The sequence below is a fragment of the Hydrophilobacter chitinilyticus genome (genome assembly GCF_049860745.1).
In the GTDB taxonomy this organism is placed as follows: domain Bacteria; phylum Pseudomonadota; class Gammaproteobacteria; order Burkholderiales; family Burkholderiaceae_C; genus Rhodoferax_B.
Genome location: NZ_CP187561.1, coordinates 3,848,613 through 3,860,252 on the forward strand (window position 1 = coordinate 3,848,613; position 11,640 = coordinate 3,860,252).

Genomic DNA, 11,640 nt, shown 5'->3' on the forward strand with positions numbered 1-11,640 from the left:
AGACCAGCAACAGATCAGCGGGGGTAAGCGGCTGCCACATCGCTCTTCATTTTGTCGAGCGCAGTCTTTGGGAAGTATTTGCCGCGCAGCATCACGCCCGAGATCTTTTCCAGGTTGGCGGCGCTGGTGATGGGGTTCGCGTCCAGCAGCACCAGATCGGCGTTTTTGCCCGCCTCTACCGTGCCCATGGTGGCTTCACGCTTCAGGAATTGAGCCGGGTTCAACGTGGTGGTTTGCAGCACCTGCAGCGGTGTGAGGCCTGCATCGCTCAACTCGCGGAACTCTTGCAGCAAACTGAAACCAGCGATGAGCCACACACCTCCGACATCAGAGCCGGCCATGATCTTCACGCCGTTTTGCTGCATCAGTTTGACGGTCTTTTTCTGCAGCCCGTAGAACTGCTGCAGCGTGGCCACGGCGCTGGCGGGCAAGGTGGCGAACTGGTCGCCCAGCTTGTTCCAACCGGCGATGCGCGTCTTCTCCACATAGGCCAGGTTGGGGTCGGCGCGGTACAAGGCGTCGTTGCCCCAATCTTGCGTGCGCAGGCGAATCAGCGTAGGCGTTTGCCAGGTGTTGTTCTTCACAAAGGCCTGGTTCAGCGCCACGCATTTGCTCTCGCTGTAGGTGTCGAAGATGCGCTGGTAGAACTGGGCGTTCTGCGCGCTGTCATAAGCACGCGGGTTGGCCACATAGTCTGCAGGAAACGGCGGCTTATAGCCCCCGGCCAAGGCCGCCGGGCGCAACGTGGCCTCTTCCGTCGAGCAATCCATCAGCAGCCCCCAGCCCGCGCCCAGATGGTCGATGGACGGCATGCCCGCATTGCTGGCAGCCAATGCGCTTACCGCCGGGTTCAAATGCGCCTCGCCGCCGTTGAAGATGACTTCAGGAGCATCGAGCAAACCCGCCACCGCATCGGCATTGACCTTGGCTCCGCGCGCCTTGTTGGCGTCCGAATCCGACTCTTCACGGAAGCCGGTCACGCCATTGGCGATCAGCAACGGGAAAAACGTGGGATTCAAGTTTGCCGTCTCGACCACGTGGGCGTGCATGTCGAGGTAGCCCGGCACGACGAACTTGCCGGTGCCGTCCACCGCCTGCGCCGAACCCGAAGTGCTCACAGGCAGGTTGGTCACCTGCAAGATCTTCCCGCCGTCCACAATCACCGACATGCCAGCAGAGAGCGCCCCGTCGCGCGTGTTCACCACCGTCACGTTCTTCAGCACTGTGCCTTTCGAGACCTGCAAGGTGACATCACTGCCACCACCGCACGCTACCAACATACTGCTCGCTACAGCCACAGTCGCCAATGCAAGGCCTCTGCCCAAAGGCTTGGAAATTTTCACCGAATGTCTCCTCTACTTGTTTTAGGGAGATGGCCCGGACACCGCTGCCATGGCCATCGTGTGCATCCGGCCCTTGTGGGATCAGGCCGGTCTGCGCGGCGATAGTAGGTGGGCAGGCTGAACCGGGATAGATGCTATTTTTTGGCGTGTGATGCGCAGCGCCTATCACCTCACAGTGGTCGCATGCCCCCAAAAACAAACGGGAGGCGCTACCGCATCGATAGCACCTCCCGCTTTGACAGAGCCCGTTGCAGGCTCTTTTTTCTCAAACCTCGCCGAACCCTCAGGCGGCAACCAACACCGGCTCGTCCTTCAAGCTGTAGCGCGTGAACACCTTGTTGATGGCGGGCAGCGGCGCCACTTCCATCTCGCCCACGGCGGGCTCCATGATGACCATGGCCACCGTGGCCGACAGGTTGTCATGGCTACCGAGGCGCGGTGGACGGCACACCGAGTACGGCGCGCCGAAGTTGTCGAAGAACGCGGCCTTCAAGTCGGCACGGCTGAGCTTGTCCTTTTGGTTCAGCAGCTTGCGCACGCGCCAGTCGCGGTAGCGGCTGTCGGGCGACTGGCTCAAGCCCATGTCGACCAGCTTGGTCAGGGCCACATCGCTCACCCAATGGTTGGCGTGCACGATGAGGTTGTCGTCACCGGGGTAGATGGGGAAGGACTCATCGGTCGTGCATTCGAAGTCGATGCCAAAGCCTTCGGCCATGCCCAGCATGATGTTGTTCGAGCACGACTTGGGCGTGGTGCCCACGGCCTTCATCGCCAGCGAGAAGATCTCTTGCTCCAGCACCTTGCGGCGGATCAACGACAGCGGCACGCCCAACTGTGTGAAGTCGCGGTCCGACTCCAGGTAGTTGGCGGTGATGGACACCCCCGCACTATTGAAGCCGCTGCGCGCCAGGCCACCGGCTTCGACAAACGTCAGAAAGTCTGGTCCGTTGTCGTTGCGTACACGCAGCACGATGGAGGTTTCGACACACTCCGCGCGCCAGTCCCAGTTCTGGCCGTGGATCAGGTTACCCGTGGCCGAGCGCTCGGGCAAAATCAGCGCGCCAGTGCAGCCGTCGCCCGGCTCACTCTCGGCGGCTTCTACCTTTTCGGCACGCGCCTTGGCCAGCACTTCGGTGCGGGCGTTGATCATCACGATGTCTTCAAACGTGACGCCTGCACCCTGCGCAATGCCGCGCATTTCTTCGACGTAGTGCGGCGCAAAGTTCTCGATCTCTTTGGCGAAGAAATCGATCAGGCGTTTGCGTGCCTGTTCGCTGTAGCCCAGGTGCACCAGCGTCTGGCCATAGAGGCGCACGCTGCCGTGCACACGGTCTTTGGCCTGTTGGCCGTACTGCACGCCACGCTCAAACGGCGCGCCGGAAACGGAGATAAAAGGGAATTGTTGGATGTTGTTGATCATGGTGAGCCCCAGTTGGCTTTGAGTGAAGACATGCGGCGGCGCAGACCACACACTGGTGGTCTGCCTGGCCTGCAAATTCAGTGGCTAAGCGACGATGCTTACTTGCTGCCGAGGCGCGTGCCCCACAAGAGGGGCTTGCCTTCCCACACGGTGAAGCCGCTCACACGGGTGCGCACACCCCACGAGTCGGTCACGTTGTAGAGCACCAGCAGCGGAGTCTTGGTGATCATCAGCGTGTGCAGTTGGTCAAACAGGGCTTGGCGCTTTTTCGGGTCGGCTTCGACAAAGCTTTGGTCGATGAGCTTTTGCGCGGCTGGGTCGTCCCACACCTTGCGTGGCTGCTTGACCTTGTTGCCCGAGAACTGCTCGTAGCTCAGCGCCGGGTCGAGGCGTGACGAATACGTGAACGAACTCATCTGGTAGTTGCCGCTGTTGTAGCGGTCCAGTTGCGTGGCCCATTCCAGCACCTCGATCTGCGCGTTGATGCCCACCGCTTGCATCATGGCCTGGCTCAACACGGCCACCGAGAAGCTCGGCACGTGGGCGCGTTTGTTGGCCTGGATGACGATGGGTTGGCCCTTGTAGCCGGCTTCCTGCAGCAGCTTCTTGGCCTTGGCGGGGTTGTACTCGTAGCCCTTCTTCTGGATGGCGCTGTAGAAGCCCGAGGTCTCTTGAATGGCCGAGTTGTTGACGTGGGCCAGGCCTTCCGATGAAGCCGCGACGATCTGCTTCATGTCCAGCGAATAGGCAATCGCCTGGCGAATGCGTTCGTCTTTCAGCACCGGGTCGTTGTTCTGCATCAGCAAGGTGTTCTTGCCAGCATCCACAGCGGCCATCACCTTCACGGCGCGGTTGGCCTTCAGTTCCTGCACATCGGAAGACGTGATTTGCGTGGCGTCAATCGCGCCCGATTGCAAACCGGCCTTCGACGTCGACATGTCGGGCACGGTCAAGAACTTCACTTGCGCAACCTGCGGCGTCTTCAAGCCCAGGTAGCCGTCGGCCTTGGTGCCGGGAGGCGACTGGTAGTCGGCAAACGCGCTCATGGTCACGTATTCGCCGCGCTTCCATTCGTCAAACTTGAACGGGCCGGTGCCAATGGGCTTGTCCCAGCTGCCGTCTTCTTTCACCGACTTCTTGCTGATGACGGCGGCCATGGCGCAGTCGGTTCGGGCCAGGGTGTCGAGGAACACGGCCGAGGGTTTGTCGAGCTGCAGCACAAAGGTTTGCGCATCGGGGGCCGTGGCGCTCACCACCTTCACGCCCGAGCGGCCGTCCAAGTCGGACAAGCAGCGCCAGTCGGTCTTCGGGTCCATGTAGCGCTTCCAGCTCCACAGCACATCGGCCGAGGTCATGGGATCGCCGTTGTGGAACTTCACGCCCGTGCGCAGCTTGAAGGTGTAGGTCAGGCCATCAGGGCTGACGGTGTAAGAGCGCGCCAGCAGCGGGCCCACCGTGCCGTTCTCGTGGTAACCCACCAGGCCTTCTACGATGTTGAGCACCACGCCGTCCGTGGTGTTGTCACGGTTCACACCGGGGTTGGTGGAGCGGATGTCGGCCGGCTGTGCCACCACGATTTGCGTGGGTTGCGGCTGCGCGTAGGCAGCGCCACAAAGCGCGAGCACGGCAAACGCCAGAGGGCTTGCGGCACGAGAGAAAAACGGGGTGGATCGCATGACGGGTTTCCTAGAAAAATGGGAAGAGTCGAGGACGGGAAAATCAAAAATCGAAAAAAATCAAATCGCGGTCACAGCTTGGGCAACGCCGGCAACTTCGGCGTGCGCTTCATCAAAGCGCCACTTCAGCTGCATGCCACCACCAGGCACGGGCACCAAGGTCGGAATGGCCGAGAGCAGTTCGCGGGTGTAGGCGTGCTGCGGCGCATCGAACACGGCATCGCGCGAGCCTTGTTCGATGATGCGGCCAGCCTGCATCACCAACACCCGGTCGGCCACCTGCTCCACCACGCCCAGGTCGTGGCTGATGAACAGGCACGAGAAACCGTGGCGGTCTTGCAGTTCGGCAAACAGTTCCAGCACTTGGGCGCGCACCGTCACGTCGAGGGCCGACACCGGCTCGTCGGCAATCACAAACGCGGGGTGACGCACCAGCGCACGCGCAATCGCCACACGCTGGCGTTGGCCGCCAGACAGCTCATGCGCAAAACGTTCGGCAAAGTTGCCGCCCAAGCCCACCTCTTGCAGCATCTTGGCGACGCGGGCACGTTTGTCGGCGTTCGACATGTCGTCCACCTGGCGCAAGCCCTCACCGACCAGTTGGCCAATGGTCATGCGCGGGTTGAGCGACGAGTACGGGTCTTGGAACACCATCTGGCAATTGAGCCGGTAGTCGCGCCAGCCCGGGTCACGCTTGTGGATGGCGCCGCCACGGAAACGCACATCGCCATCGGTGGGCGTGAGCAGGCCTGCAATCACCCGCCCCAGTGTGGTTTTGCCCGAGCCCGAGCCGCCCACCACCGCCACGATTTCCTTGGGCTGGATGGCCAGGTCGATGCCGTGCAACACACGTTTGCCTGGCGTCTTGCCAAACAGGCGGCGGTGACCGGGGTAGTCGAACACCAGGCCGCGCACTTCCACCACCGGGTGGGCGATGGGCAACGTGCGCGCCGGCAGGCGACGTGGAATCGCTTGCAGCAACTTGCGTGTGTAGTCTTGTGTGGGCGCGGCCAGCAGCTCGGCCGTGCCACCGGCTTCGACCACCACACCGTGCTGCATCACGATCACACGCTCGGTGTAACGCGCCACCATCGGCAGGTCGTGACTGATCAACAGCACGGCGGTGTTCTTCTCGCGGGTGAGCGTGACCAGCAGCTCGAGCACGTCGCGCTGCACCACGGCGTCAAGCGCGGTGGTGGGCTCGTCGGCGATCAGCAGCGCGGGCTCCAGCAGCATCACCGATGCAATCATCATGCGCTGGCGCATGCCGCCCGAGAACTCGTGCGGCCAGGCGGCCAGCGCTGCCTTGGGGTCGACGATGCCGACACGCGCCAGCATCTGCAGCACGCGCGTTTGGCGCTCTGCAGGGCTCAGCTCGGGGCGGTGCAAGGCCAGGCCTTCATCCAACTGGCGGCCGATGGTCATCGACGGGTTCAGCGAGGTCATGGGCTCCTGGAAGACCATGCCGATGCGTGCACCGCGCAGCTCGCGCAGGCGGGCTGGTGTGGCGCTGGAGAGGTCTTCGCCCTCGAACAGAATGCGGCCTGCGGTGCGCACCAGCGGTGGCGGGGTCAGGCCTAGGATGGCCCGCGCGGCTTGCGTTTTGCCGCTGCCCGATTCACCAACGATGCCGACAAACTCGCCCGGCAAGATCGAGAAGCTGACGTCGCGCACAATCTCGCGGCCCTGGCGGCCCACGGCCAAGCTCAGGCCCGAAACTTCCACCAGTGGCGTCGGCACTTGTAATGCTTTTGGAGGGATGGCCATGTTCATTCCACACCCTTCATACGGGGGTCGAGCAAGTCGCGTACAGCGTCGCCCAAGAAGTTGATGCCCAAGAGCGTGAGCGCAATGCACAGGCCCGGGAAGATCGACAGATAAGCGGCCTGGTTCATATAGGGTCGGGCCGAAGCCAGCATGTTGCCCCAGGTGGGCGCCGGTGGCGGCACACCCAGGCCAAGGAACGACAGCGCGCTCTCCGACAAAATCACCCAGCCAAACATCGACGTGGCCAGCACCGTGAGCGGCGCCACACAGTTGGGCAGCACGTGGCGCACCATGGTGTAAAGCTCGGAGTTGCCGAGCACGCGCGAAGATTCAATGAACTCCTTCTCGCGCAGCGACAACACCGTGCCACGCACGATGCGCGTGACCGAAGGTGTGTAGGCCAGGCCCAGCGCCAGAATGATGCCGTACTGGTTGGCACCAAACACCGCCAGCAAAGCCAGCGCCAGCAGCAAGCCGGGGAAGGCCAGCAAGGCGTTGATGAAGGCCATGACGATGCGGTCTGTCCAGCCGCGCACAAAGCCCGTGACCACACCGATGGCGCTGCCCACAACGACTGCGAACATCACGGTCAAACAACTGATCCACAGGCTGTTCGACGCGCCCGCCATCAGGCGCGACAACTCGTCGCGGCCAAACTCGTCGGTGCCCAGCCAATAGGCGCCGCCTGGCGGCTTGAAGCGTGCAGAGAAGTTGATTTGCAGCGGTGCGTAAGGCGTCCAGAACAGGCCGACGATGGCGGCCAGCACAATCACGCCCACCACCAGCAGGCCAATCAACGCTTGGGGAGAAAGTTTCTTCTTCATTCGGCCAGCACCCGTGGATCAAAGAAGGGGTAGCAAAAGTCGATCAGCAAGTTGGTCAACACGTAGATCACCGCCACAAACAACAAACAACCCTGGATCACCGGGTAGTCGCGCGCAAAAATCGCGTCGACCAACAAGCGGCCCAGACCAGGAATGGTGAACACCGTCTCCACCACCGCCACACCGCCCAGCAGGTTGCCGAGCACCAGGCCGATCAGCGTCCAGGTGGGGCCGAAGGCGTTACGGAATGCGTGGCGCGTCATCACCGCAAACTCCGACAAACCTTTGGCGCGGGCGTGGGTGATGTAGTCCAGGCGCAGCACCTCCAGGGTGCTGGCACGGGCCATGCGGATCAGCACGCCAATCTCATGCAGAAACAGCGTGAGGATGGGCATGATCAAATACAGCAGGCCGGACTTCCAGTCGTTCATCACCGACACATAGCCCACCACCGGCAGCCATTCGAGCTTCAAGCCGAACAACAGCAGCAACAGCAGGCCGAGCCAAAACGTCGGCAACGACACCAGCAAGGTGGCAGCACCCACCAACGCCAGATCGGGCCAACGGTTTTGCCGCCACGCGGCGATCATGCCGGCCGGCACGGCGACCAACGCCGCCATGAACACGGCCACCAGCACGATCTGCGCGCTGACCAGGAAGCGGCCCCACACCAAGTGCAGCACCGGTTCGCCGGTGGTGATCGACACCCCCAGGTCGCCGCGCAGTGCGTGGCCGCCCCAGATGCCAAACTGCACCAGCCAGCTTTGGTCAAGGCCCAGACGGGCACGCAACTCAGCCAGGCGCACCGGGTCGGCCAGGTCACCGAGCAGCAATTGCGCGGGGTCGCCAGGGATCAGACGGATGAGAACGAAGACAGCGACCGCCACAATCAGCAGGGTCGGCAAGGCCATGATCAGACGGTTCAGTGCGAAGCGAAACATGGTGGGGTTCTGATTTTGTTTTGGTTAAAACAGCAAGCGCTTAGACCACGGCACTGACCGCACCGCCTGCGTTGCCGGAACTGCCGGCACGCATGCTGCGCAGCGTCGCAGCCAGAAAGTCTTGCACCTTGTCGCAGCAGGCCAGGCCGTTGTGCGGCACGTTGTCGACCAAGTCCATGCTGCAGGCCACGCCATTGGCTTCAAAGGACTTGCGCAGGGTTTCCAGACGCTCGGGGCGCGTACGGCCAGCGTCGTTGGCGCCTGGCATGTAGAACTTGCCGCCTTCGCGGTGGGTGATTTCCCAGGTTTCGATGTCGGCCTTGCCCACAATCAAATGCACCGGCAGCTTGCGCAGCAGATCGAGGTTCAGCTGCTTGCCAAACTTTTGCTCGAAGTTGCGCACGCCCACCCACCAGTCTTGGTTCACGTCCAGCAGCGTGACCGAACCCGGCGCACCAATCGACAAGGCCCACAGGCGCTCGGGGTGCAGCAAGCCGAAGCGTTGCACAAACTGGCCGCCACCCGAGTAGCCAAACAGCGCGAACTTCGAGAAGTCGCAGCCAAATTTTTCAGCCACTTCGTCCACCATGTCGAGCAGGATGTCGTCGTAGCGGATGTTGCCTTCACGCAGTTGCTTGAAGCCGTCACGGTTGCCGTCGCCCTGCGGGCCCACGGGGAACAGCGGGCACAACACGATGCAGTCGTTCCACTTGGCGAACTCGGCAAACGCGTCGCGGTATTCGGTGAAGGCGCGGCCCGTGCCGTGCATCACCACCACCAGTTGGCGCGGGTGTTTTTCCAGGCCGGTGCTCGGCGGCGCATAGGTGCAGTATGAAAAACGCGGGTCGCTGCGCGAGGCAAAGATGGTGCTGTGGCCGACGTCGTAGATGGCGGCGGCACGTTGCGCGCCAAAAGTAGGATCAGCCTGGAGCGCCGCGTCGGCAGCAGCATCAGCGATAGGAAGGTCTTGCAAGTGAGCCATTCAATGTCCGTCAGTAGGTGAAAGCCTGGGCTGGCATACGGCACTGAGGGGCAAGGCCTAACAGATTCATATGTCAACCATTTGTCTGGAGGAATTGTTCGCCAAACGATCAAAAAGATATATCCATATTTTCTTTTAAGATACTAAAGGTCTTATTTAGTATTTAAACGTAGTCGCAAACGTCGTCCCAAACGTATTCAGATCCATGAGCACCATCCGCTTCCTACGCACCTTTCTGGCCGTGGCCCACGGCGGCTCATTCGTCGGCGCGTCGGGTCGCGTGGCGTTGACGCAGGCGGCGGTAGGCTTGCAGATGCGTGCGCTGGAGAACGAGTTGAAGACCGCGCTGTTCGAGCGCTCGGGCCGAGGGGTGGTGCTGTCGGTGGCGGGCCGCGCGCTGATCCCGCACGCCGAAAAAATCATCGCCTGCTACGACCAGATGCGCGCGGGGTTGAACGACGAGAGCGAAATCGCGGGCACGGTGACGGTGGGCTGCATCGTCTCGGCCATGGGCCTGCTGTCGCGCACCATGGTGCAACTCAAGCCGCTGTACCCCAAACTGAACGTGCGGCTGGTGATGCAGGAGTCGAGCGGCCTGGCGCAGAGCGTGAAAGACGGCCATCTCGATGCGGCGATTTTTGTCGAAGACTCGCAGAAAGAACTGCAGGGCCTGCTGTGGACGCCGCTGTATGTTGAGCCGCTGGTGATGATTGCCAGCTCGCAGGTGGCAGGCCCGAACAGCAGCATCAAAACGCTGCTGCGCGACCAGCCGTTTCTGCGCTTTGACCGGCGCACCGTGAGCGGCATTCGCATCGAGCAAACATTGCGCAAGCTGGGTCAGTTGCCCCAAGACTTTTTGGAGCTGAGCGCGGTGTCGGCCATTGTGGAGCTGGTGCGGCAAAACGTGGGCGTAACCATCGTGCCGCTGCAGAAAAGCGCCGACTGGGCCAACGACAGCAGCCTGTGTGTGCTGCGCCTGCCAGGCCGACCAGTGACCCGGCAGATCGGCATCCTGGAGCAGATCAGCCGCGAACACATCACCTCCATCATCCGCAGCCAATTGATTGCAGTGCTGGCAGAAAAAGAGAAACCGGATTGAGTTAAAAATATACGCAATGAGTAAAATACAAGAACTCTAAGCGTATATTTTTAAATGAAACAACAAGATTTGCTACGCGATGCGATGCGTCGCCTCAACCTCACGCGTGAGGCGTTTGCCGACCGCCTGGGCATTCGCCGCCGCGCCCTCGACACCTGGCTGCTGCCCGAAGACTCCACCGAGTCGCGCGCCATGCCCGACATGGTGAACAAGTTTGTCGCCGAAATTCTGCGCAACGAAGCCCGTGGCACGCCTGACGCCGCAGGCGCCGCCGACGTGCGCACGCTGGCCCAACGCATCGCCGCCGATGGCCGTCCGCACCTGTTGTCGGTGGCCCAGTTCAGCCGCGACAGCCTGGAAGACCTGTTCCGCATCGCCGACATCATGCAGCCGATTGCACGCCGCCAGAAGGTCACGCGTGTGTTGGAAGGCGCGGTGCTGGGCAGCCTTTTTTTTGAAGCCAGCACCCGCACCCGCGTGAGTTTTGGCGCGGCGTTTTGCCGCCTGGGCGGCACGGTGTGCGACACCACGGGCTTTACGTTTTCGTCCATGGCCAAAGGCGAGTCGATCTACGACACCAGCCGCGTGATGAGCGGCTACGTGGACGCACTGGTGGTGCGCCACCCCGACCAAGGCTCGGTGGCCGAATTTGCGCGCGCCACCAACATCCCGGTGATCAACGCCGGCGACGGCCCGGGCGAACACCCGAGCCAGGCCATTCTGGACGTCTACACCATCCAACGCGAGTTCTCGCGCCTGGGCAAGCTGATCGACGGCGCCCACATCGCCATCGTGGGCGACCTGAAGTACGGCCGCACCGTGCATTCGCTGATCCGCCTGCTCGCGCTCTACCGGGGTTTGAAGTTCACGTTGATCGCGCCGCCGTCGCTCGAAATGCCCAGCTACCTGCTGGACTTGGCCACGCGCAACGGCCACGTGGTGGAGCAAACCCAATCACTGCAAGAAGGGCTGCGCGGCGCCGACATGGTCTACGCCACGCGCATCCAGAAAGAGCGTTTTCAGGGCGAAGAAATCGAGGGCTACACGCCCGAGTTTCAGGTCTGCAAGGCGCTGGTCGACACGGTGTGCAAGCCCGACACCATCCTGATGCACCCGCTGCCGCGCGACGGCCGTCCGGGTGCCAACGACCTCAGCACCGACCTGAACCACGACCCGCGTTTGGCCATCTTCCGGCAGACCGACAACGGCATTCCCGTGCGCATGGCGCTGTTCGCCGTGTTGATGGGCGTGGAGAACCAGGTCACTCGCTCGATGCGCGATGCGGCCTGGCACTCGCCTTCGTACGTGGGGCCGGACGACGCGGCTTTTGACGAGCTTGACTAAGGCAATGCAAAGCCGGGCCAGCCAATACCTGGCCTAGCAGCAGCGCCCTACCCGCCCACCTTTGCCGCCACCACCGTAGCGCGCCTCTTGGCGCTCGCGGAAAAACTCCTCGTACGTCATCACCGGCGCATCCGGGTGTTGGCTGCGCTGGTGGGCGGCGTAGGTGTCGTAGTTCGGCACGCCGACCATCAGGCGTGCGGTCTGGCCGAGGTAGCGGCCCACCGTGGCAATTTGGTCCAGCATG

At 62.3% G+C, this 11,640-nt stretch carries 10 protein-coding genes; 2 read left to right on the top strand and 8 right to left on the bottom strand.

The window, feature by feature from the left end:
• Positions 1–14: 14 nt before the first annotated feature.
• The 7 genes from ACPWMG_RS17135 to ACPWMG_RS17165 all read right to left on the bottom strand — a co-directional run bounded on the left by ACPWMG_RS17135 (position 15) and on the right by ACPWMG_RS17165 (position 8,953).
• Positions 15–1,244 carry an amidohydrolase family protein gene (locus ACPWMG_RS17135; RefSeq protein ID WP_483300688.1) on the bottom strand — a complete coding sequence of 410 codons (1,230 nt, stop codon included), beginning with the start codon at positions 1,242–1,244 and terminating at the stop codon, positions 15–17.
• A gap of 382 nt (positions 1,245–1,626) precedes the next feature.
• Complete coding sequence (locus ACPWMG_RS17140; RefSeq protein WP_483305278.1) at positions 1,627–2,760, bottom strand: C45 family autoproteolytic acyltransferase/hydrolase; 1,134 nt, start codon at positions 2,758–2,760, stop codon at positions 1,627–1,629.
• A 101-nt stretch (positions 2,761–2,861) separates the two neighbouring features.
• Positions 2,862–4,439: an ABC transporter substrate-binding protein gene (locus ACPWMG_RS17145; RefSeq protein ID WP_483300689.1), complete on the bottom strand. Its 1,578-nt coding sequence runs from the start codon at positions 4,437–4,439 to the stop codon at positions 2,862–2,864.
• Between the two features lie 60 nt (positions 4,440–4,499).
• Complete coding sequence (locus ACPWMG_RS17150; protein WP_483300690.1) at positions 4,500–6,206, bottom strand: ABC transporter ATP-binding protein; 1,707 nt, start codon at positions 6,204–6,206, stop codon at positions 4,500–4,502.
• 2 nt (positions 6,207–6,208) lie between these two features.
• On the bottom strand, positions 6,209–7,030 hold the full coding sequence (locus tag ACPWMG_RS17155) for an ABC transporter permease (RefSeq protein ID WP_483300691.1): 822 nt from the start codon (positions 7,028–7,030) through the stop codon (positions 6,209–6,211).
• Positions 7,027–7,971 (bottom strand): ABC transporter permease, encoded by a 945-nt coding sequence (locus tag ACPWMG_RS17160; RefSeq protein ID WP_483300692.1) that lies wholly within the window; start codon positions 7,969–7,971, stop codon positions 7,027–7,029. Before ACPWMG_RS17160 ends, ACPWMG_RS17155 begins: the two co-directional genes overlap by 4 nt.
• Before the next feature lie 40 nt (positions 7,972–8,011).
• On the bottom strand, positions 8,012–8,953 hold the full coding sequence (locus ACPWMG_RS17165; RefSeq protein WP_483300693.1) for an alpha/beta hydrolase: 942 nt from the start codon (positions 8,951–8,953) through the stop codon (positions 8,012–8,014).
• 205 nt (positions 8,954–9,158) lie between these two features.
• Between ACPWMG_RS17165 and ACPWMG_RS17170 the strand changes: the two genes are divergently transcribed.
• Both ACPWMG_RS17170 and ACPWMG_RS17175 read left to right on the top strand, forming a co-directional pair.
• Positions 9,159–10,052, top strand: coding sequence for a LysR family transcriptional regulator (locus tag ACPWMG_RS17170; protein ID WP_483300694.1), 894 nt, complete (start codon positions 9,159–9,161; stop codon positions 10,050–10,052).
• Positions 10,053–10,106: 54 nt separating this feature from the next.
• Positions 10,107–11,396 carry an aspartate carbamoyltransferase gene (locus ACPWMG_RS17175; protein ID WP_483300695.1) on the top strand — a complete coding sequence of 430 codons (1,290 nt, stop codon included), beginning with the start codon at positions 10,107–10,109 and terminating at the stop codon, positions 11,394–11,396.
• Between the two features lie 33 nt (positions 11,397–11,429).
• On the opposite strand, the gene ACPWMG_RS17180 is transcribed toward ACPWMG_RS17175, so the two are convergent.
• A complete protein-coding gene (locus ACPWMG_RS17180) occupies positions 11,430–11,639 on the bottom strand; it encodes a YbdD/YjiX family protein (RefSeq protein WP_483300696.1) in 210 nt (69 codons plus the stop codon).
• Position 11,640 lies beyond the last annotated feature (1 nt).

Bases quoted from the DNA above. Each gene is read 5' to 3' on its own strand.
- ACPWMG_RS17175 (WP_483300695.1), top strand. From the start codon at position 10,107: ATGAAACAACAAGATTTGCTACGCGATGCGATGCGTCGCCTCAACCTC.
- ACPWMG_RS17165 (WP_483300693.1), bottom strand. From the start codon at position 8,953: ATGGCTCACTTGCAAGACCTTCCTATCGCTGATGCTGCTGCCGACGCG.
- ACPWMG_RS17180 (WP_483300696.1), bottom strand. From the start codon at position 11,639: ATGCTGGACCAAATTGCCACGGTGGGCCGCTACCTCGGCCAGACCGCA.
- ACPWMG_RS17155 (WP_483300691.1), bottom strand. From the start codon at position 7,030: ATGAAGAAGAAACTTTCTCCCCAAGCGTTGATTGGCCTGCTGGTGGTG.
- ACPWMG_RS17160 (WP_483300692.1), bottom strand. From the start codon at position 7,971: ATGTTTCGCTTCGCACTGAACCGTCTGATCATGGCCTTGCCGACCCTG.
- ACPWMG_RS17150 (WP_483300690.1), bottom strand. From the start codon at position 6,206: ATGGCCATCCCTCCAAAAGCATTACAAGTGCCGACGCCACTGGTGGAA.
- ACPWMG_RS17170 (WP_483300694.1), top strand. From the start codon at position 9,159: ATGAGCACCATCCGCTTCCTACGCACCTTTCTGGCCGTGGCCCACGGC.
- ACPWMG_RS17145 (WP_483300689.1), bottom strand. From the start codon at position 4,439: ATGCGATCCACCCCGTTTTTCTCTCGTGCCGCAAGCCCTCTGGCGTTT.